General features: G+C 68.7%; 20 protein-coding genes. 7 read left to right on the top strand and 13 right to left on the bottom strand.

What is annotated here, in order from left to right:
- Positions 1–12 precede the first annotated feature (12 nt).
- From ACQPYK_RS02565 to ACQPYK_RS02550, 4 genes are read right to left on the bottom strand one after another with little or no spacing between them, the layout of a single operon-like run.
- Positions 13–1,008, bottom strand: a complete 996-nt coding sequence (locus tag ACQPYK_RS02565) for a hypothetical protein (RefSeq protein WP_433249548.1) — start codon at positions 1,006–1,008, stop codon at positions 13–15.
- Entirely contained in the window at positions 1,005–1,214 is a 210-nt protein-coding gene (locus tag ACQPYK_RS02560; RefSeq protein ID WP_433249545.1) for a heavy-metal-associated domain-containing protein, read from the bottom strand. Before ACQPYK_RS02560 ends, ACQPYK_RS02565 begins: the two co-directional genes overlap by 4 nt.
- A 26-nt stretch (positions 1,215–1,240) precedes the next feature.
- On the bottom strand, positions 1,241–1,510 hold the full coding sequence (locus tag ACQPYK_RS02555) for a metal-sensitive transcriptional regulator (RefSeq protein ID WP_433249542.1): 270 nt from the start codon (positions 1,508–1,510) through the stop codon (positions 1,241–1,243).
- Positions 1,503–2,021: a carboxymuconolactone decarboxylase family protein gene (locus ACQPYK_RS02550; protein ID WP_433249539.1), complete on the bottom strand. Its 519-nt coding sequence runs from the start codon at positions 2,019–2,021 to the stop codon at positions 1,503–1,505. Before ACQPYK_RS02550 ends, ACQPYK_RS02555 begins: the two co-directional genes overlap by 8 nt.
- Positions 2,022–2,085: 64 nt before the next feature.
- On the opposite strand from ACQPYK_RS02550, the gene ACQPYK_RS02545 reads away from it, so the two are divergent.
- On the top strand, positions 2,086–2,709 hold the full coding sequence (locus tag ACQPYK_RS02545; RefSeq protein ID WP_433249536.1) for an MFS transporter: 624 nt from the start codon (positions 2,086–2,088) through the stop codon (positions 2,707–2,709).
- A 219-nt stretch (positions 2,710–2,928) separates the two neighbouring features.
- Here ACQPYK_RS02545 and ACQPYK_RS02540 read toward each other — a convergent pair whose 3' ends face one another.
- Positions 2,929–3,138 carry a heavy-metal-associated domain-containing protein gene (locus tag ACQPYK_RS02540; protein WP_433249533.1) on the bottom strand — a complete coding sequence of 70 codons (210 nt, stop codon included), beginning with the start codon at positions 3,136–3,138 and terminating at the stop codon, positions 2,929–2,931.
- A 125-nt stretch (positions 3,139–3,263) separates the two neighbouring features.
- Here ACQPYK_RS02540 and ACQPYK_RS02535 point away from each other — a divergent pair, with 125 nt between their 5' ends.
- Together ACQPYK_RS02535 and ACQPYK_RS02530 are read left to right on the top strand one after the other, a co-directional pair.
- Positions 3,264–4,421 (top strand): NAD(P)/FAD-dependent oxidoreductase, encoded by a 1,158-nt coding sequence (locus ACQPYK_RS02535; protein WP_433249530.1) that lies wholly within the window; start codon positions 3,264–3,266, stop codon positions 4,419–4,421.
- Positions 4,422–4,454: 33 nt separating this feature from the next.
- Positions 4,455–4,760 (top strand): BlaI/MecI/CopY family transcriptional regulator, encoded by a 306-nt coding sequence (locus ACQPYK_RS02530; RefSeq protein WP_433249527.1) that lies wholly within the window; start codon positions 4,455–4,457, stop codon positions 4,758–4,760.
- Positions 4,761–4,997: 237 nt separating this feature from the next.
- Here ACQPYK_RS02530 and ACQPYK_RS02525 read toward each other — a convergent pair whose 3' ends face one another.
- The 4 genes from ACQPYK_RS02525 to ACQPYK_RS02510 form a co-directional block, all read right to left on the bottom strand.
- Complete coding sequence (locus ACQPYK_RS02525) at positions 4,998–5,348, bottom strand: hypothetical protein (protein ID WP_433249524.1); 351 nt, start codon at positions 5,346–5,348, stop codon at positions 4,998–5,000.
- A 28-nt stretch (positions 5,349–5,376) separates the two neighbouring features.
- Positions 5,377–5,655, bottom strand: a complete 279-nt coding sequence (gene pspAA, locus ACQPYK_RS02520; protein ID WP_433249521.1) for a PspA-associated protein PspAA — start codon at positions 5,653–5,655, stop codon at positions 5,377–5,379.
- Positions 5,652–6,425: a PspA/IM30 family protein gene (locus ACQPYK_RS02515; RefSeq protein ID WP_433249518.1), complete on the bottom strand. Its 774-nt coding sequence runs from the start codon at positions 6,423–6,425 to the stop codon at positions 5,652–5,654. The genes pspAA and ACQPYK_RS02515 overlap by 4 nt, the downstream gene beginning before the upstream one ends.
- A 220-nt stretch (positions 6,426–6,645) precedes the next feature.
- Positions 6,646–9,183: a heavy metal translocating P-type ATPase gene (locus tag ACQPYK_RS02510; protein WP_433249515.1), complete on the bottom strand. Its 2,538-nt coding sequence runs from the start codon at positions 9,181–9,183 to the stop codon at positions 6,646–6,648.
- Between the two features lie 391 nt (positions 9,184–9,574).
- Between ACQPYK_RS02510 and ACQPYK_RS02505 the strand changes: the two genes are divergently transcribed.
- A complete protein-coding gene (locus ACQPYK_RS02505; RefSeq protein ID WP_433249512.1) occupies positions 9,575–10,231 on the top strand; it encodes a DUF305 domain-containing protein in 657 nt (218 codons plus the stop codon).
- Between the two features lie 517 nt (positions 10,232–10,748).
- Here ACQPYK_RS02505 and ACQPYK_RS02500 read toward each other — a convergent pair.
- Positions 10,749–11,381, bottom strand: coding sequence for a TetR/AcrR family transcriptional regulator (locus ACQPYK_RS02500; RefSeq protein ID WP_433249509.1), 633 nt, complete (start codon positions 11,379–11,381; stop codon positions 10,749–10,751).
- Positions 11,382–11,528: 147 nt separating this feature from the next.
- Here ACQPYK_RS02500 and ACQPYK_RS02495 point away from each other — a divergent pair, with 147 nt between their 5' ends.
- Positions 11,529–12,980: an MFS transporter gene (locus ACQPYK_RS02495; protein WP_433249506.1), complete on the top strand. Its 1,452-nt coding sequence runs from the start codon at positions 11,529–11,531 to the stop codon at positions 12,978–12,980.
- 13 nt (positions 12,981–12,993) lie between these two features.
- On the opposite strand, the gene ACQPYK_RS02490 is transcribed toward ACQPYK_RS02495, so the two are convergent.
- Complete coding sequence (locus ACQPYK_RS02490) at positions 12,994–13,527, bottom strand: C40 family peptidase (RefSeq protein WP_433249503.1); 534 nt, start codon at positions 13,525–13,527, stop codon at positions 12,994–12,996.
- A gap of 271 nt (positions 13,528–13,798) precedes the next feature.
- On the opposite strand from ACQPYK_RS02490, the gene ACQPYK_RS02485 reads away from it, so the two are divergent.
- Positions 13,799–14,545 carry a hypothetical protein gene (locus ACQPYK_RS02485; RefSeq protein WP_433249500.1) on the top strand — a complete coding sequence of 249 codons (747 nt, stop codon included), beginning with the start codon at positions 13,799–13,801 and terminating at the stop codon, positions 14,543–14,545.
- A 542-nt stretch (positions 14,546–15,087) separates the two neighbouring features.
- Positions 15,088–17,985, top strand: coding sequence for a BTAD domain-containing putative transcriptional regulator (locus tag ACQPYK_RS02480; protein WP_433249497.1), 2,898 nt, complete (start codon positions 15,088–15,090; stop codon positions 17,983–17,985).
- Between the two features lie 194 nt (positions 17,986–18,179).
- Here the strand turns inward: ACQPYK_RS02480 and ACQPYK_RS02475 are convergent, their stop codons facing one another.
- Both ACQPYK_RS02475 and ACQPYK_RS02470 read right to left on the bottom strand, forming a co-directional pair.
- On the bottom strand, positions 18,180–20,516 hold the full coding sequence (locus ACQPYK_RS02475) for an FtsX-like permease family protein (protein WP_433258679.1): 2,337 nt from the start codon (positions 20,514–20,516) through the stop codon (positions 18,180–18,182).
- Positions 20,516–21,247, bottom strand: coding sequence for an ABC transporter ATP-binding protein (locus ACQPYK_RS02470; protein ID WP_433249494.1), 732 nt, complete (start codon positions 21,245–21,247; stop codon positions 20,516–20,518). Before ACQPYK_RS02470 ends, ACQPYK_RS02475 begins: the two co-directional genes overlap by 1 nt.
- Between the last annotated feature and the right edge of the window lie 193 nt (positions 21,248–21,440).

The following is a 21,440-nucleotide window of genomic DNA, read 5'->3' as shown; positions in this document are numbered from 1 at the left end:
TGCGTCCTGCTATCAGTGCTTGTGGTCGTCGCCGTGCTCGGTGGAGCTGGGCGTGGGCTTCGCACTCGGCTTCACGGTGGTGTCCTGCCCGGCGCCGAGGGTGAAGTCGGCGGTCCGGACCTTGCCCTCATGCTGGAAATCGAGGAAGAGCCGGTAGTCGCCGCGGCTGGGCACTTCGGCGTAGAAGACGATCTCCGGGCCGGGCCGGGTCTTGCCGTCGCCGGGCTCGCCGTCGGGGTGTACGTGGAGGTAGACCAGGTCGCTGCCGCGCAGGGCCACCAGGTGCCCGTAGGCGCCGAGGTAGGGCTGCAGGTCGGTGACCGGCTTGCCGTCCTTGCTGACCTTGAGGGTGAGCTTGCTCGCCTGGCCGGGGAGCAGCTCGCCGTCGAGGGTGACGGTGTAGCCGTCGACCTCGGACGTACGGCTGGCCGCGGGCAGCGCCTTGGGCGTGTAGTCGCCCGCAACGAGCAGGTCGCCGCCGAGCGTCAGGGCCTGACCGCCGGTCGGCGCGAAGTCGGCGAAGGCCCGGTAGGCCCCCGCCTCGGGCAGCGTCAGCTTGACCGACCAGACGCCGCCACCGGCCTCGACCGGGTGGAGATGCTGAAAGGTGCCCAGGTCACGCGAGACGACGATGAAGTGGAGCTTCTTGTCGTGCTGGACCTGGTAGTCGGTGACCGCCTTGCCGTCAGGGCCGGTCACGGTGAACTGGAAGTCTGTCGGCTCGCCCGGCTTGATCGTCGCGGTGAGCGGGGTGAGGGTATAGCCGTTCTCGGACACTTGGAGCCCTCCAGGGGTATCGTTCTCGACCTGTTGCGCAGGAGCGGTGTGCTCTCCGTGGCCTGCGGTGGCTTGCGGAGCCGAAGTCGCCGCGGCGTGGCCGCCGCTGTCATGGCCCGGCTTTGCCGGCTCCCCGCCCAGCGGTCCGACGACGTTGCCGAGCCCGAGCGTTCCGCCGAAGATCACGGCGAGGCCTGCCACGTAGGCGCCGAGCTTCGCTGCGGTGTTCATGGGTTCACCACTTCGTATCCGGCCTCTTCGACCGCGGCGCTGATCTGCGCTGCGTCGACCGGGCTTTCACTCGTCACGGTCAGCAGCCCGGTGGCCAGGTCGACTTCGACCTCGGTCACGCCGGCGACCTCGCCGACCTCCTCCTTGACGGAGCTGACGCAGTGTCCGCAGGTCATGCCCTTAACGGTGTAGGTGGCGGTAGCCATGACAATCACCTCTCGTCTTGTGACTCTTATGAACGGACCAGGCGCGCGATCGCGTCGGCCGCTTCCTTGATCTTGATGTCCGCCTCGGCGCCGCTCTTCCGCGTCGCCTCCACGACGCAGTGGGCCATGTGCTCTTCCAGGAGGACCAGGGAAAAGGACTGCAGGGCGCTGGTGGCCGCCGAGACCTGGGTCAGGACGTCGATGCAGTACTTGTCTTCGTCGACCATCCGCTGCAGGCCTCGCACCTGCCCCTCTACCCGGCGCAGTCGCCGCAGGTGAGCCGCTTTGTCATTCATCGGGCTCGAGTCCGATCAACAGGTTGAAGGCGCCGGTCAACAGGTTCAGCGACACCAGGCCGACGATCTCCGCGATCACCCGGTCGCTCCAGCCATGAGCTCGCAGCTCGGCCACGTCCTCGTCAGAGAGGGACGAAGGCTCGGCCAGCACCCGCACGGCCACGGCGATCAAGGCGGCCTCGCGTGCGTCGGTCGAGGTGCCCTGGCGGGCCAGCTCGATGTCCCCTTCGCTGAGCCCTGCTGCTCGCGCCGCCTTGGTGTGCGCCGACAAGCACATGGCGCAACCGATCCACTCCTGCACTGCGAGCGAGATCTTTTCGCTCAGCGGGCGGGGGATCTTCACTCGCTTGATCGCGCGGGAGAAGTCCAGGTAGCCCTGAAGTAGTGCGGGCGAGTGGGCCATCGTGGCCACCATGTCGCCCACCCCGCCGCGCCTGGCGACGATGTCGCTCAGGATCTCGCGGGACTTGTCGGGGGCTTCCGATGGGTCAAGTGCTTGAAGGCGTCTCATTGTGTCCTCCTCATCTGCCGCTAACGCTATACCCCTAAGGGGTATTCCGGAACCCCCTATGGGTATGCATAATCCGAACGCGAGTGTTCGGATTATTGGCGGATGCATGAAGAACCGAGGCTGGGCTGTACTGGTCCTGCTGTGCTTGGCGCAGTTCATGTTGATCATCGACATCACCGTGGCGCAGGTCGCACCACCTGCGATCGGCAGCGGACTGGAACTCGACCGAGAAGCCCTCACCTGGGTCGTCACTGCCTACACGCTGCGCTTCGGCGGACTCATGGTGCTGGGCGGCCGGTTGGCCGACACCCTCGGCGCTCGGCGGACGCTGCTCGCCGGACTGGCCGTCTTCACCGCGGCTTCATTGCTGTGCGGTCTGGCCTCGACCAGTGCGCGGCTGATCGCGGGCAGGGCGTTGGCGCCGCGCTCCTTTCCCCGGCCGCGCTCGCCATCATCACCGCCACGTTCGAGGCGAGAGGCGCAACCGCGCGCTGGGTGTTTGGACGGCTATCGGCGGCAGGCCGGTGGCCATGGGCGCCTTCGTGCTCACCGCCGTCGGGGTCGCGCCGATGACCCGCATCTCGCCGGATTCGAACGCCTACGCCACCCTGCCGCCGACTCTGTCATCGCCGCCTTCGGCATCGGGCCAGCGTTCCCCGCGGCGAGACCGGTGTGGCTTCGGGTGTGATCAACAGCTTCCAGCGCAGGGCCTGCTCATCTTGCAGGTTGCCGGCGTAGAAGATGTCCCAGCGTGTACATGCCGCATACGCCGAGTGCGAGCATGATGAGCAGGAGTCCGCGCAACAGGCGCGAGCGCCCTTTCTCGGCCAGCTTCCCACCGGCCGTCACCATCCACATTGATAGCCGGGCGTCGGGCCCGAGACGTGCCGCGCCCGACGCCGGCCGATCAAACCAGAACTACCTCGTATCCCGTCTCCTCGATGGTGTCCATGATGACGGCGTTGTCGATGGGGCTTTCCGCGGTCACGGTGACGTGACCAGTGGCGAGCTCGACGTCCACGCTACTGACGCCCGCGACCGTACTGACCTGGTTCTTCACCTTGGTGGCGCAGCCGTTGCACGTCATGCCCGTGACCTTGTAGGTAGCGGTGCTCATTTCGTCCTCCTTGTGAGGATACCCCCCATAGGTATCGCCTTGTGCACCATATGTTGATCTCCTTCTCATGTACACGTGATCCACATCACATCCATATATATACCCCTACAGGGTATGTTCGCCCCATGAACCGAATCACTGTGGTTGGTGCGTCGCTGGCCGGGCTGCGAGCGGTGCAGGCTCTTCGACGCGAAGAATTCGACGGCGAGGTCACGCTGATCGGCGCGGAGACCCATTTGCCTTACAATCGCCCTCCGCTGTCCAAGAGCGTCCTGCAGGGCGACGACGACGTCACGCTGCCAGGAGCCGAGGAACTTGGCGACCACTGGCTGCGAGGGCGCCGGGCTGCCGCCCTCAACACAGCCGACAAGATCGTCACGCTCGACGACGGCTCGGAGATCGGCTACGACGGGCTTGTCATCGCAACCGGCGCACGGCCGAAGCGGCTGGCTGAGCATCCTGCAGGCGTGCACACCCTGCGTACCATCGAGGACTCTCTGGCTCTCCGTGCCGAGCTGGAGGGAGGACCGCGGCAGGTCGTTGTGATCGGCGGCGGCTTCATCGGCGGTGAGGTGGCCTCCACCGCCCGGTCACTCGGCCACCAGGTGACTCTGATCGACAGTGCTCCCCATCCCATGCTCGCCACCGTGGGATCCGACACCGCGCTCTGGCTTGCCGCTCATCACCGTCGCAACGGCGTGGAACTGGTGTCCGGGGTCCGGGCGATCGGCTTCGAAGGTGAGACGCGAGTGGAAGGAGTACGGCTGAGCAACGGCGTGACCGTCCCCGCCGATCTCGTGATCGCAGGCATGGGCGTCGTGCCCAACACCGAATGGCTCGCGGGCAGCGGCTTGACCGTCGAGGACGGCGTGGTCTGCGAGCCGACCTTGTACGCCAAGGGAAGCACCGACGTCGTGGCAGCCGGGGACGTGGCCCGTTGGCCGCACGGCCTGTACGGTGACTCGCTGGTCCGGGTCGAGCATTGGGCGACGGCCAACGACCAGGGCGCGGTGGCCGCTCTCAACCTGCTGGCCGGACCGGAGAACGCGAAGCCGTACGCGGACCTGCCCTCGTACGCCACACACATGCACGGAGCCCGGATCCAGACGGCGGGTCTCCCGCACCTGGCCGACGAGGCCAGGGTGCTCGCGGGCTCGGTGGAGGAGGACAGCTTCGCGGTCGGTTTCGCTCGGAATGGTCTCCTGGTGGGCGCGGTGGCCGTCAACGCCCCCAAGGAGCTGATCCGCCTCAAGCGCCGGGTTGTCGCCGGTGAAGCTCTCTAGCTCCGCATCCACGATCCTCGTTAGCGTTGACGGATGCGCCGCCTGGGTGAACTCGAGTCCGCGATCATGGAACGCATATGGTCGTACAACCGTCCGGCCTCGGTGCGCGACGTGGTCGAGGACCTCCACATCGACCGGGAGATCGCCTACACGACGGTGATGACCGTGATAAACAAGCTCCACACCAAGGGCCTCCTGAAGCGCCAGTTCGTCGGCAAGGCGTACATCTACGAGACGGTGTCGTCGAAGGAGACCCACACCGCAGAGCTGATGCGGGAGTCGCCGGCCAGCAGTGGCAATCGGGCGGGCACCGGCTTTCGCGCTCGGCGTGGGTGGTGAGACGGTGATCCTCCGCGTTGCGACGAAGGGCGCACTGTCCGATAGGCGATGACTGCCAGCAGCGCACCCGCCAGGGCTCCGGAAGAAGAAAGGTTCAGCAGGCGGGCGGCCTGTCGTCTTCGATCCGGAGCGCTACCGGCAGCGCAACACCGTCGAACGCTGTTTCCAGAAGATCAAGACCTGGCGCGATCCGGCTATCCGCGACGACAAAGCCCCGGAAGGCTACGAGGCCGGACTCTACCTCCGAGGCTCGGTCATGTGGCTGAAACTCCTCACCTCAACCACATGATCCGAACTCTGAACAGCTCTTAGAGCCTGCCCCGCCGCCTCAACCTTGGCGAGGTCCGTTCCTGACTTATCGGGCGCTTCAAGGGCGTCCTCGATCCGCTCGGCGATCGCCTCCCGGTTCTCGGGGGTGTTGAGGACGAACGAGATCGCCTGCAGCACCAGATCATGGGACTCATCACTTTCATCGGGCTCGTCGGCATTCGCGGCCAACGAAAGCGCGGCGAGAATGAGGACGGCGGCGTCCAGCATCAAGATCACGCGGCTGAGCCGCCGCGGCACGATGGCCTGTGCGATGTTCACGCCACGCATCCCTGATGCGCGGTCCCGGTCAGCCGGGGATGAGGCCCTCCTCGGCGAGAAGCGAGCGCACCTGTTCCAGGGTGGTGTCCTCATCGGGCAGGACCAGTTGCGAGGCGGCCAGGACATCGGCCGGAAGCGCCGTGCCGAGACGGCGGACGGCCTCCAGCAAAGCCTGGAGGGTGGCGGCGAACGTCTCGGCGTCACCGGTCTCGACGGCGGCCTGCAGCCGGTCGTCGAGCGCGTTGAGTTCATCCAGGTATCGGTCGGCGATGTCGAACTGCCCTTCGCCGAGAATGCGCACGATCATGATGTGCCCTCCTGTCCGCGTCGTTCGTCGCCGGTGGATTCGGTGGACAGGGCCGGAGGGGCAGGTGCGGCGTGCAGCTGCCGCTTCATCTGGGCCAGTTGTTCATCGATGTCGCCACCTGCGGTGATCCCGTCCAGTTGAGCTTGGAGGTCATCGTGTCCCGCGGGCAGTGTGGCGTCCTCCAGGGCGCCGGAGGCGAGCAGCTCGTCCAAGGCGCCCGCGCGGGCCTGCAGCTGAGCGGTCTTGTCTTCCGCTCGTTGGACGGCCAGCCCGACATCGCCCATCTCCTCGGAGAGGCCGGTGACGGATTCACGGATCCGGGTCTGGGCCTCGGCCGCGGTATAGGTGGCCTTGATCACCTCTTTATGGGTGCGGAACGCCTCCGTCTTGGCCTGCAAGCGCTGGCTCGCGAGGGTGAGCCGGTCCTCCTCGGCGCGGAGCGAGGTGTGCTGGCCCTTGAGGTCCTCCGCTTGGGACAGGACGGCCACGCGACGGGTCAACGCCTCCCGGGCGATCTCCTCCTTGCCCGAGGACAGCGCCTGCTGCGCCTGCCCCTGGAGCTTGGCCGCGGATTCCTGCAGCTGGTTCAGTTGTAGCTCCACGCGCTTACGGCTGGTGGCCACGTCCGCCACACCGCGGCGGACCTTGTTCAGCAGCTCCAGCTGCCTGGAGTAGGAGTAGTCGAGCACCTCGCGGGGATCTTCCGCGCTGTCCAGTACTTTGTGCGCCTTGATTCGAAACAGGTCCGCGATGCGGCGGGCAAGGCTCATCCCGGTCCTCCTGCTCAGATCGGGTGGGCACTCCCGAACGGAGACCCCCTTTGTGAACCACAGTGCACCCTCGGCATCGGAGGGGGACGTCTCTTTGGTCCCGATCACAGGGGACCAAGGTCCTACGATGAATAGTTGAATCGTGGGCTTTGGAAGCGTTCTATGTCCTCGACATCGAACACCACCCAGGCGTGACTCGGCGGAATCTTCCGGGTGCCGATCACGTCCGGGTGCTCTCGCCCGGTGGCGACTCGGTGGGGGCGGGCAGGTGAAGCCTCTTGAGGGTCAGGGCGTTGACGGCGACGATGACGCTGGAGCCCGACATCGACAGCGCGGCGATCTCCGGGCGCAGCACGAGGCCGAAGGCGGGCTCGAACAAGCCCGCGGCGATGGGCAGGGCGACGGTGTTGTAGCCGATCGCCCAGCCGAGGTTCTGGCGCATCTTGCGCAGGGTGCCGCGGCCGATGCGCAGCGCGGCGGGCACGTCCAGCGGGTCGGAGCGCATGAGCACGACGTCGGCGGTCTCGATGGCCACGTCCGTGCCGGCGCCGATGGCGATACCCAGGTCGGCCTGGGCGAGGGCGGGGGCGTCGTTGACGCCGTCGCCGACCATGGCGACCTTGCGGCCCCCGGCCTGCAGTGCGGCTATCCTGGCCGCTTTGTCGCCGGGCAGCACCTCGGCGACGACCGTGTCGATGCCCAGCCGCCGCGCGATCCGCCGCGCGGTGGCGGCGTTGTCGCCGGTGAGCATGACCACTTCGACGCCGAGCTCGTGCAGGACGGCCACCGCCGCCGCGGAGGTCTGCCGGGGCGCGTCCGCGAGGCCGATCACCCCGGCCGCGACGCCGTCGACCGCGACCATGACCGCGGTGCGGCCACCGGCGGCCACCTCGTCCCGTTGCGCCGCCAGCCCGCCGAGTTCCACACCGTCGCGCTCCAGCAGGCGGCGGTTGCCCACCGCCACCCGATGCCCGGCCACGTCGGCGACGGCGCCGTGGCCGGGCACGTTCTCGAACCGCCCGGCGCGCAACGGTTCCAGGCCGTGGGCGTCGGCGTGGCGGACGATCGCCTCGGCCAGCGGGTGTTCGGACTCCCGCTCGACCGCGGCCACCAGCCGCAGCAACTCGTCGTCGGCGATCCCTTCGGCGATGACGTCGGTGACCTCCGGCTCGCCCCTGGTCAGGGTGCCGGTCTTGTCCATCACCACGACCTGGACGCGGGCGGAGGTCTCCAGCGCGACCGCGTTCTTGAACAACACGCCGCGCTTGGCGCCGAGCCCGGTGCCGACCATGATCGCTGTCGGGGTCGCCAGGCCGAGCGCGTCGGGGCAGGTGATGACCACGACGGTGATGGCGAACAGGATCGCCACACCGAACGGCGCGCCGGCCAGCAGGAACCAGGCGGCGAAGGTGAGGCCGCCGCCGATCAGCGCGACGAGCACCAGCCAGAAGGCCGCCCGGTCGGCCAGCCGTTGCCCGGGGGCTTTGGAGTTCTGGGCCTGCTGGACGAGCTTGACGATCTGCGCCAGGGCGGTGTCGGCTCCGATCTTGGTGGCCCGCACGCGCAGCGTGCCGTTGCGGTTGATCGTCGCGCCGATGACGGCGGATGCCGGCTGCTTGTGCACCGGCAGGCTCTCACCGGTGACCATGGACTCGTCCACCTCGCTCTCGCCGTCCTCGACGACCCCGTCGACCGGGATCTTCGCCCCGGGGCGCACCAGCAGCAGCTCGCCGGCGGCGACCTCGGCGGTGGGCACCTCGACCGGCTCGCCACCGCGGATGACCACCGCCCTGGGCGGAGCCAGGTCGAGCAGGGTGCGGACGGCGTCGTTGGCGCCGCCCCGGGCGCGCATCTCGAACCAGTGCCCCAGCAGCACGAAGGCGGCCAGCACGGTGGCGGCCTCGTAGAACACCTCGCCGCCGCCGGTGAAGGTCACGACCACCGAGTACAGCCAGCCCGCGCCGACCGCCACCGCGACCAGCACCATCATGTCCAGCGTGCCCGCGCGCAGCGCCCGCACCGCCCCCGTGAAGAAGATCCGGCACGAGTAGAAGATCACCGGCAGGCTGAGCAGCAGCGTCCACACATCCCGGCGCAACCCGAACGGGACCGGCAGGTCCAAGCCGAGCACCTCGGTTCCGATCGGCGACCACATCACGATCGGGACGGAGAACAGCAGCGCCACCAGGAAGCGGTTGCGCATGTCGGCCACCATCGCGGCCATCGACATCCCGGCGTGCCCGCCGTGGCCCGTCATCTCGTGCGGGGAAGGCGGTGCCTCTGTCCCACCACGGGGCGCGTGCTCCGCATGGTCCATCGCCGCAAGCCCGATGTGAACGTCGTGGTCAGCATGCCCGACGGGCGTTTGCCGGCCGGGCCGGTGGTGCTCCGGCAGCACGGCGATATCAACCTGCCCCCGTTCTCGGGTGACTGTGCGGTGTTCGCCATAGCCGGCTGCCGGCGGGTCCGGCTCGGCCATCGGATCGCAGATATGGGAGGGCACCGACTGGCCGGCGCAGTGGTAGCCGCACTCGATCACCCAGATGCGCAATTCGGCCAGCGAGGTGCGGGCCGGGTCGAACACCACGGTCGCCGTCTGGGCGACCGGGTTGACCTCCACCTCCAGCACTCCGGGACGACGGCCGAGCCGGGCCGCCACGACGTTCTGTTCCGAGGCCCACTGCAGTCCGCTGACATCCAGGATCGCGGTGCCGCGCTCTTTGCCCTCGCTGTGACGAGCGCGCAGGTGATCCGTCACAGGCCGGCCTCCTTCACGGTAGGAGGGCGCCGGAGCCGAAACGCTCCTATCGTTCATCGTAGATCCGTCGCTATGCGAGTCATTCGCATGACGTTTCGCCCAGGCATGGCCATCAGGGTTCGACCCCGGTGGTCTGACTGGCGGTGCCAACCGCGACTCCGGCCCTGATTACCTATTGCGGCACTTTCCGGTCAAAACGTCAATCTTTCGCCGATCCTGTCAAAACCTGCAGGTCACCCCGTATGGCCAGGTCGTCTCCCGGGCACATACGCGCTACGTCTGGCGCGGCTTTCGACTCTCCTTATGCGGGCCGAGCGCACACGCGGGAAGCCCGCGACCAGCCCCGGCAAGGCATGACGGGATTCGAGGATCCGGAAAAGGAGCGACACCCATGTTCATCGGCCGATCCGTCAGCCGCAGGCTCGCGTTGACCGTCACGGCGGGAATCGGCACGCTCGCACTACTCACCGCCTGTGGGGGTGACAAAGGCGCCATGGCCGGACTCGTCGACACGCCCAGCGCTGCAACCACCTCCCCGGGCCAGCAGCCGAATGCGCCCGTCAACGACGCGGATCGCATGTTCGCGCAAATGATGATCGAGCACCACAAACAGGCCGTGGAGATGGCCGAGCTCGCCGAGACGCGCGCCAAGAGCCCGCAGGTCAAGAGCCTGGCCGCCAAGATCAAGGCCGCTCAGGAGCCAGAGATCGCCACCATGACAGGTTGGCTGTCGGAGTGGGGCAGGCCTGCAATGCCCTCTGGAGGTGAGGAGCACGACATGTCCCCGATGCCCTCCCCGGGGATGGAGGGCCACATGCCCGGAATGATGACCGACGAGGACATGAAGAAGCTTGAGGCGGCCAAGGGCACGGAGTTCGACCGCATGTTCCTGCAGATGATGACCGATCACCACAAGGGCGCGGTCGAGATGGCCCAGATGGAACAGAAGCAGGGAGTGAATCCCGCAGCAAGGAAACTCGCCGAGACCATCGAGATCACGCAGCAGATGGAGATCGAGCAGATGCGGAAGCTGCTCGATCGGCTCTGATCCATGGTCTCGCGATCCGCTGGATGGGGCCCATGTCATCGTGTCTTTGTGCCCAGCAACAGGCCGACCTGCTGTGGCATTGGCCGTACCGCCGTGCCGGTGATTTCGATTATTACTATGATTAATAGTAATAATCGCTCTGAATGCTCCTCGCGTTTGCCAGGGCAGAAGAGCAAGGGGGTGAGGGAGGGATGAGACGGGAAGGAGCTCTCACCGGGAACGACGGCGAGACCTTAGCGGGATCTGCCATGAAGACACACCCGTCCGCAGACAAGAACGGTAGAGGTGATCGTCGACGCGCATGCGGCATGCCAGTGCGATCATCGGCCGAATGTCCGCGCTCTTCGCCCTCCTCGCCGGAGCGAGCAGGAAGTGACAAGATTCCTGGCCGAATTCCTGGCTGATCAGGATGGTTCTTGAGGCTGCGGCTCCGAGATGCCCTCGTCCCCTGCGGACTCACCGGCCAAGCACGCATTGCCGAAGAGAAGCCAGAGCATGGAGACACGCCGTCGGCGGGCTATGCCCCGATGGCGGACAGGAGCGTCGCCTCCAGCACCTCGGGGGCGGCCTCCGGCCGTAGGCGGCCGGAGTCGACCTCCGCCGCGGCCGTGTGCAGCAGGCTGTAGAAGACGGAGACGAGCCAGCCCTCGGGCAGGTCGTCGCGGATCGTCCCCTCCCGACGCCCCCTGTCGATCATGTTTCGGACCCGGATCAGTGGCTCGTCGTGATGTTCGCGCATGCGCTCGGGGCCCAGCACACGCAGGGCGGCCTCCTGCAGGCGGCCATACCGGCTGAGAACCTGCCAGGACGAGCGGATCAGGCTGCCCAGTGCCCGCCGTGCGGTCGCCTCCTCTGATGTCTCTCCGTCGAGTACGGCGTTGGCTTCCCGGACGGCGTGCGCCATGACCGCGTCCACGAGCTCCTCCCGGGAGGAGAAGTGGCTGTAGAGGGTGACCCTGCCGACCCCGGCCACACGCGCGATGTCCACCATGCTGACCTCAGGGTTCTCGCTGAAGGCCGTCACCGCGGCGTCGATGATGGTCGCGATGCTCCGTTCGGCGTCGGCCCGGCGCCGGCCGCGTGCGGAGGATCCGGGGCGGGGGTCGCGCGCCGGTGCTCCAGCGTCTGCTTCCTTGTGCGTGGTGGCCATGACGGAAGAGTAGGCGATGCCTTCCCCGCACCTCGATCGCATTCCATGTTCGACATACCGTACCCCAGCATGGTTAGACTAACCCGAACATAGGTGTTCGATTTATGGGGCCGGGTATCAAGCCGCCCATCATCAGGAGGTCACGTCATGAGTCATGGTCATCCCGTGCACGTCGCGCGGCCCGACACCCAGGCAGCACCCGATTCCCGAGGATGGACGGCACTCGTCCTGCTCTGCTTGGCGCAGTTCATGCTGGTCGTCGACATCACCGTCGTCCAGGTCGCCCTGCCGAGCATCGGCGGCGACCTCGCCCTCGACCGTGAGGCGCTCACCTGGGTGGTGACGACGTACACGCTGTGCTTCGGCGGCCTGATGGTGCTCGGCGGACGGCTCGCCGACGCGTTCGGGGCGCGGCGCACGCTGCTGGCGGGGCTCGGCCTGTTCACGCTCGCCTCACTGGCCTGCGGCCTGGCTCCGGACGGCATCGTCCTCATCGCGGGGCGCGCCGTGCAGGGAGTGGGCGCCGCCCTGCTGTCGCCATCGGCTATGGCGATCATCACGACCACCTTCCACGGCCCCCGGCGCAACCGCGCCCTGGGCGTATGGGCGGCGATCGGTGGGACGGGAGCCGCCGTGGGCGTGTTGTTCGGCGGCGTTCTCACCGCCGGTCCGGGCTGGGAGTGGGTGTTCTTCGTCAACGTGCCCATCGGGCTGCTGGTCCTCCTCATCCTTCCCCGGGTCGTACATGCCGATGGTCCGCGGCCGGAGCGCCGACGGCTGGACGTGCCCGGTGCGCTCATCGTCACCGCCGCGACCGCTCTGCTGATCTACGGCCTGGTCAACGCCGGTGACGCCGGTTGGAATGTGGCCGAAACCCTTCTCTCCCTGGGAGGGGCGGCGATTCTCTACGTGGTCTTCGTGATGGTCGAGCGCAGCGTCAAGGCGCCCCTGATGCGAGCCGAGACGCTCGCCCGCCGTCCGGTGATCTCGGGCGCGTTCGTGATGCTGATCGCGACGGGCCTGATGCTCGCGCTGTTCTTCCTCAGTTCGCTGTACCTCCAGCAGGTGCTCGGGTTCGGCGCGCTGCAGACCGGCCTGCTGTTCCTGCCGGTCGCGATCGCCATCACCATCGGCGCGCACCTGGGCGGCCACCTCATCGGGAAGGTCGGCGGCCGGCCCGTCGCCGTGACCGCGTTCCTGCTCACCGCTGCCGGCGTGGCCCTGATGACCCGGATCTCCCCCGGGAGCAGCGCCTACACCACCCTCCTGCCCGGCTTCATCGTCGCCGCTGTCGGTATCGGCCCGGCGTTCGTCACCGCCACCACCACGACCATGGCCAACGTTCCCCACTCCGAGGCAGGTGTGGCCTCCGGCGTCATCAACACCTTCCACGAACTCGGCGGGTCAATCGGGATCGCCGTCGTCTCCACGGTGGCTTCCGCAAGTCTCGTGCCCGGCACCGCCGACATCGGCGGTTTCACTGCCGCGCTCACCTCGTGCGCGGTCATCGCGGCAGTCGCGGCAGCGGTCGCGCTCGGACTGGTGCCGCCCGGCAAGCCGTCCGGGTCCTTCGTCGGCCACGGGCATGGAGGACACTGAAGGTCCACCCTCATCAAGGCCGGACGGCGCCGAGGAGGCGCCCCCACCAGTAGTCATCGAGGTCGACGACCTTGACGATGTCACCGGTCGGTGGGGCGTACACCATCTTGCCGCCACCCGCATACATTCCCATATGACCGAGACCCTTGCTGAACAGCAGGTCGCCGGGCTGTAACCGGTTCAGGTCCAGTGGTACTCGCCTGCTGGCTCCCCAGCTCCATTGTTCCCAGGTGGTGCGAGGGAGATCGAGCCCGGCCCTGCGCCAGGCGGCCTGAACGAGGCCTGAACAGTCGTACGATCCTGGACCTTCACCGCCCCTGTCAGTTTTAGAAAGGGGCAGCGCGGCTTCTTCACCCGCGACGACGGCGGCGCGGTCGTGGGCGTCGACCTGGCCGGCCGGCTCTTCAGCCGGGTCCCGGTCACACCCAGAGCAAACGGGCGAAAGGGCGAGGAAGGACGGGCCGTAGGTCGCGGCGGTGTTCAGGTGGCGAAGCCCAGTGCCATGGCGGCGATGACATAGGCGGTGGACATCAGAGAGGCTCCTCATCGGGCGGGTTCCGGATCGGACCGGTCCGGCCGGGTGTTTCAGTCCGTCACTGGCTCGACTCCGCCCGGCACGCGAACGTGACGGCAAGGGCGGATGATTCTGCCGACCGGGGGGCGACGCGATCGCGTAGGCCTGGTGACGCGAGCCTTGGCGACACCCCGGCCCCGCCTTGGCGACACCCCGGCCCCGTAAAGCGCTCTGCAATCGGTTCCGGATCGCCGGGGTGGAGGCTGTGACCATCTCACAGCCATCCACACCGAAAGGCACCGCGATGGAGCAGACGTTCGCCTCCCTGCCGGCAGATGAGGACCTGGTTCCCCACACCGATCTCAAGGGCTGGGCACAGAAGGCCCGCATGTTCCTGCAGGAAGCGATCAAGACCGACCAGTCCAGCGGGGCCTTCGCGGACGCTCTGGAGGCGCTACGGCGCAGGATGGCCTCCCTGGAGAGCTCCCTGCTCGGCGGCACCACCGAGAGCGAGGCGCGCAAGGCGTTCATCACCTGGGTACGAGAGAAGAGCACCGAGGGCGCCTGGGCCTACTACGCGGCCAAGAAGGTCGAGGCCGACCGGCTCAAGGCCGTCGAAGAAGCCCGCAAGACACACGCTCTACGGATCGACCGCGCCAGGAGCGAGGCCATCAAGTTACGCAACACCCCTGCCGTCATGGGCTCCGCCTACGGCACCGTGGTCGCCGGACTGTCCGACACGGCCTCCGACGACTACTGGATCGGCACCAGCGGCGCCTACACGCGCGCCGACCAGCAGCACCCGGTGATGCGGGAACTGCTCGCCGACGTCGGGCAGGCGGAGGCATGGCCGGTGGAGGCATGCGCCGAGGTCGACGCCATGAACCAGTACCTCATCGCGCGCGGCTTCACCAGGAAGAACCAGATCCCGCTCGGCACGCTGTACTTCCACGCCGAGACCTGGAACTACGAGGCGTCCAAGTGGCAGTCCCGCAAGACCTGTGGAAACTGCTCGGCCTGGATCAAGAAGATCGACGGGCGCCGCTGCTGAGCCACGCCCGGCCAACGGTTCCGCTACCGGCTTCGTCCGTAGTGCTCCTGCCTTCCGGCCGGGGGTGAAGCGACGACGTCGACCCGGTCCTCCCGGACCTGGTTCTCGACCAGCTCGGCCGCCCGTCGTCCCAGGGGCGTGCCTGACGCGGTGGGGGTTGCTCGTGCCGCAGGCCAGGCACACCACCCGGTCCCACAGCTCACCGTCTTGCTCCCAGACCTCGCCGGCGACAGGGGAGTCACGTCCCAGCGCGTCGCCTCGCGGAGGTCCGGCGGCGTCCTCCACGAGCAGGACTCCGACGGGTGAGGATCGCCTCAGCCGTCTGACTCCGTAGACGATACGAACGGTGACGTCCTCGGTGCCGCAGAAGCGGGAGATGCCGTCGATGAGGCCGTCATCAGAGTCTGACCAGCATCTTGCCGAGGTCGGCGCCGCGCGTCATGTCCAGGAAGGCCTGGGGATCCTGCTCGATGCCCTCGGCGACGGTTGTGCAGGTGGCCACGCACGATCGGCTGGGAGTCGGCTGGGGCTAGCCTGGCCTGATGCGATTCGGAGTTCTCGGTCCGCTCTCGGTGTGGGCTGCCGATGGGACGCCCATACGCGTTCCCGAGCTGAAGGTCCGCGCGCTGCTCGCCGACCTGCTGATGCACGAGGGGCGAGCGGTGTCGGCCGACCGGCTCCTGGACGACCTGTGGGGCGAGGAGCTGCCGGGCAACCCCTCCAACACGCTGCAGACCAAGGTCTCCCAGCTGCGTCGCGCGCTGGGCGATCGGGAGTTGGTGACCTACCAGCCGACCGGATACTCCTTGGTCAGCGACTCGGTGGACGCCATCCAGTTCGCCGGGTTGATCACCGACGCGCTGGCGAGCGAGGACCTGCGGGCGAAGGCCGACCTGCTGTCCGACGCGCTGGCACTGTGGCGCGGCCCCGCGTACGCCGACTTCCGCGACTCCTTCGCCCACGCCGCCGCCTCCCGTCTCGACGAACAGCGCTTGACGACGCTCGAAGAACAGGCGGAGGTACGGCTGGCACTCGGCGAGCACAGCCGCCTGGCCGACGAGCTGGGAGAGCTGGTGGCGGCGCATCCCCTTCGGGAGCGATTGCGGGCGGCTCATCTGCGCGCGCTGTACCGGTCCGGCCGGCAGGGCGAGGCGCTGGCCGGGTACGCCGAGCTGCGCGCCCAACTGGCCGACGAGCTGGGTCTCGATCCCGGTCCCGAGCTGGTCGCGCTCCACCAGGCGATCCTGGTGCAGGACCCGGCGCTGGCGCCCGCGCCCGTGTCGCCTTCGACGAACCTCCCCGCGCAGGTCACCTCGCTCGTGGGCAGGCAGGAGGCGGTGGCGGAGGTTCGGGCGCTGGTGGATTCCTCCCGGCTGGTCACGTTGACCGGTCCGGGAGGGGTGGGCAAAACCCGGCTGGCGCTGGCCGCCGCTTCTTCGTTCGAGTTTCCCGACGGTGTGTGGCTGGTGGAGCTGGCGGGAGCCACCGGGCAGGTGGCCGAGCTGGTGGCCGCCGAGCTGGGTGTTCGGGACGAGACTTCCTCTCCGCCTCAGGTCCCCGTGGCGGATCTGGCGAATCGTCTGGCCGAGGCGTTGCGGCGGCGGCGGCTGCTGCTGGTGCTCGACAACTGCGAGCACCTGGTCGACGAGGTCGCCTCGTTGGTGGAGCTGCTGCTGCGGACGGCTCCGGGGGTACGGGTGATCACCACCAGCCAGGAGTCGCTGGCTCTGCGGGGAGAGGCGCTCTTCGTGGTGCCGCCACTCGACCAGGCGAGCGCGGTCGCGATGTTCGCGGCCCGCTCGGGCTTGTCGCCGGACGCGTCGTCGGAGGCCGAGAACGCGCGGTGGGTTGAGATGATCTGTCGGCGTTTGGATGGGTTGCCGCTGGCGTTGGAGCTGGCGGCGGCCCGGGTGCGGGCGCTGGGCGTGCGGGGGGTGGCCGAACGGCTCGACGACCGGTTCCGGCTGCTGGGGAGCTCGGGGCGGGGCCGGCCCGCCAGGCAGCAGACGCTACGGGCGGTGATCGACTGGAGCTGGGAGCAGCTCACCGAGCCGCAGCGGGCCGCGATGCTGGCGCTGGCCGTCCATCCGGGCGGGTGCACGCTGGAGGGAGCCGAGGCGGTCGGGGTCGATCTCGACCTGCTCGACCAGCTGGTGAACAGGTCGATGGTGACGGGCGCGCCCAGATACCGGCTGCTGGAGAGCGTGGCGGCCTACTGCCTGGAGCGGCTCGACCGGGACGATCCGGTGATCGGGCTCAGGGACGCCTACTACACCGAGCTCGCCGTGCGGGCCGCGCCTCACCTGTACGGCAGCGCCCAGCGGCATTGGCTGGGGCGGCTCGACGAGGAGGTGCTCAACCTTCGGGCGGTGCTGGACTCGGGAGGGTCCACGCGACTGGTCGAGGCGCTCACCTGGTACTGGTACCTGCGGGGCAGGCATCAGGAGGGGTATCGGCACACCAAGGGGACGGCCTGGGGTGCCGGGTTCGCGATGTTGGCGGGTGCCGGCCGTACCGAGGTGAAGGAGTTTCCCGACGCGAGGTCGCGCTGGTTCCTCGCACACGCCTGTCTGCACTTCGGGGACGTGAGCACGGCGGCGGGGCTGCTGGACGAGGCGTTGGCGCGGTTCAGGGCGCTGGATGATCGATGGGGCGAGGCGGCGGCGCTGGCCGGCCGTACCAAGCAGGCGATGTTCCAGGGCGACTTCGCGCTGGCTTCGCGGAGCGGCGCCGAGAGCATGGCGATCTTCGGTGAGCTCGGGGATCGGTGGGGGCAACTGCAGGCGTCGGACATGCTCGGGTACCTGGCGGAGGTCACCGGCGATCACGCGCGCGCTGGACGGCTGCATCGGCAGGGGTTGCGGATCGCGGAGGATCTACGGTTGTGGACGGACGCGTCCTACCGGTTGTCCAGTTTGGGAAGGGTCGCGCTGCTGACTGGTGATTTAGAGCGTTCTGTGGAGTTCCACGAGCAGGGGTTGCGGCTGGCGAGCGAGCAGGCGAATCGTTTCGCCGAGGAGTTCGCCAGGGTGGGGCTCGGACTGGTGGCCCGTCGATCAGGTGACCTCGATCGGGCGGAGGAGCTGTTCCTTGAGTCGCTGGCGTGGAATCGGCGGCTTGAGACGGAGTTCGGGGTGCCGTTCTACGGGGTGACGTTGATCCTGGCCGAACTGGGGTTCATCGCCTCGGGGCGGGGCGAAGTGGGTGCCGCTCGGGCGCTGCACCTGGAGGGGCTGGCCGCCGCTCGCGAGGTCGGCGATCCGCGCTCGGTGGCGCTGGCGCAGGAGGGGCTGGCGGAGGTGGCGGCGCTGGAGGGGTCTTTCGAGGAGGCGGCCCGGCTGCTTGAGGAGGCGGCCGTGCTCAGGGAGTCGGTCGGTGCGCCCCTGCCGCTGGCCGAACGCGGCGACGTGGACCGAATCCGCGAGATGATCGCCCCCTGACCTCCGCCCCCTGGCCTCCTCGCCCTCCCCTGATCACCCGTCAGAGCTCCGGGTGGCCGCGCCGGAGCTCCGGGTGGCGGCCATCCGGCCAGAGCTCCGGATGGCCGCCATCGCGCCGCTCCACCGCCGTGGGTACCGGTGGACAGCCGACCCGCCGTGCCCGGCGAAGTCGGCCGGCCACCGAGGACGACCCGTTACTCGCGGGCGCCGAGCGCGTCGGTCGGGCGGACCCTCAGCGTGAACCTGGCCGGGACCGCTGTGGCCACCAGCGCCAGGGCCGTCACGGCGGCGACCACCGCGAGGTAGGTGTACGGCGGCACGTACGGCAGCACCGATCCCGTCATCCCCACGCTGAAGGCCGCCAACGTCACCAGCGAGATCACCGTTCCGATGGCCACCGCGACGGCCGTCGCCGTCAGCGTCTCCGTGCGCAGCATCCGCGCCGCCTGCCGCCGCGTGGTACCCACCACGCGCAGCAGGGCGAGCTCCCGGGATCTGGCCAAGGTGGACATGGCCAGCGTGTTGACCACGGCGATCGCGCAGAAGGCGATGATCAGGCCCATCGCGACGTAGGTGACCGCCGCGTTGGGAGTGCCCGTCTCCGCCGCCTCGACCTGGTCGAGCACGTTCACGGCGGGTAGCGCCCGCTTCAGCGCTTCGCGGTCCCCGCCAGAGACCAGGACGGAGCCCCGGGGGTCGTCGACATGGCCGGAGACCAGCCGGTGGGAGAGGATCAGGTCACCGAAGCCGAGGCCGCGGGCGTAGATCGCGGCGACCCGCACCACGGCGGGTTGGCCGTCGCCGAGCACCAGCCGGATCTGGCCGCCCAGGCCGACGTCGAGGCGGTCGGCGGCGGTACGGCTGACCGCCGCCGACGTGTCGCCGAACCCGTCCAGCGAGCCCGCCACCACGCCCAGGTCCATCGTCTGGTTCAGACCGTCCGGTGTGACGGCCTGGACGGCGTATTTCTCAAGGTCGATCCTGACCGAGGTACGCAGCACCTCGGTGGCGGCGCGTACCCCGGGCACCGCGCGCGCCGCGGCCGCGGACGCGCCCGGGCCGAGCACGTAGTCGGCCTTGACCCCGGCGCTCACCTCGCCTTGGGCGGCGTGTCCCATGGTGGTCTGCACGAACAGGATCGTGCACGTCATCGCCATCATCAAGCTCAACGGTGTGATCATCGAGGCCAGCCGCCCGCTGCCGGCGCGCAGGTTCTTCTTCGCGAGGTGGCCGGCGACGCCGGGCGCCCGCAGCGGCAGCGCCGTCGCCGCCCGGGCGATCAGCGGCGCCAGCAGGGCGACCGCGGTCGTCCACACCAGCGCGGTCAGCATGGTGACGGGGCTGGAGGCCGCCTCGACGGACAGGAAGGACAGCAGGATCGTCAGCGCCACGCCGCCGGCGAGGGCGAGCAGGCCGGCGATCAGACGTGTCCGCGGGAGCCCGGCCTCGGGCATCGCCGTCTCGCCCAGCGCCTCCACCGGCCTGATCCTGGTGATACGGCGGGCGGAGACGCGCGCCGCCACCCAAGCGGCCACCAGAGTGGTCACTACCGCGACGATCGAGGGGAACGGGCTGACGATCAGCTCCAGGTTGCCCGGCATGGCCCCCAGCGCGACGAACCTGGTCCGCAGCCAGAACCCCAGCAGGATCCCGGCACCGGAGCCGAGCAGCCCGGCGACCACGCTGATGAGCAGAGCCTCGCCGCCGATGAGCTTCCTGGTCTGCCGCGGCGTCGCGCCGACGGCGCGCAGCATGGCGATCTCACGCCGGCGCTGCTGCATGGACAGGGCGAACGTGCCCACCACGACCAGGATCGCCACCAGCAGCGAGGTGCCGCCGAGCGCGCCGCCCAAGCTGATGAGCTTGACCCTGGCGTCCTCCGCCTCGGGAAACTCGACCGCGCCGCGCTCGTCGCCGGTGTACGCGACCGCGCCCCGGATGGTAACGTCGACCTGGGGGAAGACGCCGATCGCCGTCACCAGTCCGGTGTGTCCAGCCAGGCGGCGGGCCTCGCCGGTGGTGAAGAAGATCGTGTCCTGGCTGGGCAGAGCCTGCTCGGTCACTCCGACCACACGGTAGCCGGGGACCGCTTGACCGGAGTGGCGAGCGTCCACGACCACTTCGTCGGCGGCTCTGGGGGCGCGCCCCTTCGCGATCGTGAAGGGGGTGAGCGCGGCGGACTCCCAGCCGTGGGCGGTGAACCCGGCGTAGGGGAAGGTCACCTCGGTGACCACCTTCGTGACGGCGGGCAGACGCTCGATCTGCGCCGCGACGGAGGCGGGGATCCACCTGCGCTCGGACAGGGGCTTGGCCTTCTCCTTGCCGCTGTCCTTGGTCTGCCTGACGTACTGGTCGCCCGCCACGATCACCGGGGCGCCGGCGTACCGCTCAGGTGACACGCCGCCTCGCAGGCCCGTCTCCAGCAGCATCCCGCACGCCGTCACCAGCGCGGCAGCGCACAGCAGGGCCACGAACGCGCCGGCGAATCCGGCCTTGCGATGCCTGAGCGTGCTCAACACGAAGGAGATCATCACTTCCACGCCCCCAGCCTGGTCATGCGCTCGGCCACCTTGTCGGCGGTCGGAGCCGTCATCGCGTCCACGATCCGGCCGTCGGCCAGGAACAGCACGGTGTCGGCGTACGCGGCGGCCACCGGGTCGTGGGTGACCATCACCACGGTCTGGCCCAGCGCGGAGACCACCTCCCGCAGCAGGGTGAGCACGTCGCGAGCGGTCATGGTGTCCAGCGCGCCGGTCGGCTCGTCACCGAACACCACCTCCGGCCTGGTCACCAGTGCCCTGGCGAGCGCCACACGTTGCTGCTGGCCGCCGGAGAGCTGGGCCGGACGGTGATCGGCACGTCCACCGAGCCCCATCCTGTGCACGATCTCGTCCAGCCAGGCCCGGTCGACCCGGGCGCCGGCCAGCATGAGCGGCAACGTGATGTTCTCGGTCACGGTCAGTGCGGAGACCAGGTTGAAAGCCTGGAAGACGAAGCCGACGCGGCTGCGCCGGAGCTCGGTCAGCGCGTTCTCATCCATGCCCGTCAGGTCGGTGCCGCCCAGCCGTACCGCTCCCGAGCTGGGGAGATCGAGACCGGCCGCGCAATGCAGGAACGTGCTCTTGCCCGAGCCCGAGGGGCCCATGACGGCGGTGAAGGTTCCCCGGGGGATGCCGACCGACACCTCACGCAGGGCCGCCACCGCGCTCTGGCCCCTGCCGTACACCTTGCTCACCGCGTCCAACCGCACTGCTTCTGTCATGGGCTCAAGCATTGTGATCTGCGCTTTCCGTCACCAGAGAGCTGATCACGACCCCGTCATGACTTCATCATGATCCGGACATAATGGACAGGCGACCCGCGTCACGATCGTCGCCGAGCTCGACATCCGTGGCCGCGCCGATACCGTGCATGTCGCATGTGTCGCGTGCGTGTCGCGTCCGGTGCGGGCTGCA

It is taken from the genome of Streptosporangium sp. CA-135522, assembly GCF_050949235.1.
Classification (GTDB): domain Bacteria; phylum Actinomycetota; class Actinomycetes; order Streptosporangiales; family Streptosporangiaceae; genus Streptosporangium.
This window is presented reverse-complemented; position numbering and strand designations above follow the sequence as displayed.

Bases quoted from the DNA above. Each gene is read 5' to 3' on its own strand.
- ACQPYK_RS02475 (WP_433258679.1), bottom strand. From the start codon at position 20,516: ATGATCTCCTTCGTGTTGAGCACGCTCAGGCATCGCAAGGCCGGATTC.
- ACQPYK_RS02560 (WP_433249545.1), bottom strand. From the start codon at position 1,214: ATGGCTACCGCCACCTACACCGTTAAGGGCATGACCTGCGGACACTGC.
- ACQPYK_RS02470 (WP_433249494.1), bottom strand. From the start codon at position 21,247: ATGACAGAAGCAGTGCGGTTGGACGCGGTGAGCAAGGTGTACGGCAGG.
- ACQPYK_RS02495 (WP_433249506.1), top strand. From the start codon at position 11,529: ATGAGTCATGGTCATCCCGTGCACGTCGCGCGGCCCGACACCCAGGCA.
- ACQPYK_RS02555 (WP_433249542.1), bottom strand. From the start codon at position 1,510: ATGAATGACAAAGCGGCTCACCTGCGGCGACTGCGCCGGGTAGAGGGG.
- ACQPYK_RS02500 (WP_433249509.1), bottom strand. From the start codon at position 11,381: ATGGCCACCACGCACAAGGAAGCAGACGCTGGAGCACCGGCGCGCGAC.
- ACQPYK_RS02565 (WP_433249548.1), bottom strand. From the start codon at position 1,008: ATGAACACCGCAGCGAAGCTCGGCGCCTACGTGGCAGGCCTCGCCGTG.
- ACQPYK_RS02535 (WP_433249530.1), top strand. From the start codon at position 3,264: ATGAACCGAATCACTGTGGTTGGTGCGTCGCTGGCCGGGCTGCGAGCG.
- ACQPYK_RS02530 (WP_433249527.1), top strand. From the start codon at position 4,455: ATGCGCCGCCTGGGTGAACTCGAGTCCGCGATCATGGAACGCATATGG.
- ACQPYK_RS02550 (WP_433249539.1), bottom strand. From the start codon at position 2,021: ATGAGACGCCTTCAAGCACTTGACCCATCGGAAGCCCCCGACAAGTCC.
- pspAA (WP_433249521.1), bottom strand. From the start codon at position 5,655: ATGATCGTGCGCATTCTCGGCGAAGGGCAGTTCGACATCGCCGACCGA.
- ACQPYK_RS02505 (WP_433249512.1), top strand. From the start codon at position 9,575: ATGTTCATCGGCCGATCCGTCAGCCGCAGGCTCGCGTTGACCGTCACG.
- ACQPYK_RS02545 (WP_433249536.1), top strand. From the start codon at position 2,086: ATGCATAATCCGAACGCGAGTGTTCGGATTATTGGCGGATGCATGAAG.
- ACQPYK_RS02540 (WP_433249533.1), bottom strand. From the start codon at position 3,138: ATGAGCACCGCTACCTACAAGGTCACGGGCATGACGTGCAACGGCTGC.
- ACQPYK_RS02490 (WP_433249503.1), bottom strand. From the start codon at position 13,527: ATGAGGAGCCTCTCTGATGTCCACCGCCTATGTCATCGCCGCCATGGC.
- ACQPYK_RS02485 (WP_433249500.1), top strand. From the start codon at position 13,799: ATGGAGCAGACGTTCGCCTCCCTGCCGGCAGATGAGGACCTGGTTCCC.
- ACQPYK_RS02480 (WP_433249497.1), top strand. From the start codon at position 15,088: ATGCGATTCGGAGTTCTCGGTCCGCTCTCGGTGTGGGCTGCCGATGGG.
- ACQPYK_RS02515 (WP_433249518.1), bottom strand. From the start codon at position 6,425: ATGAGCCTTGCCCGCCGCATCGCGGACCTGTTTCGAATCAAGGCGCAC.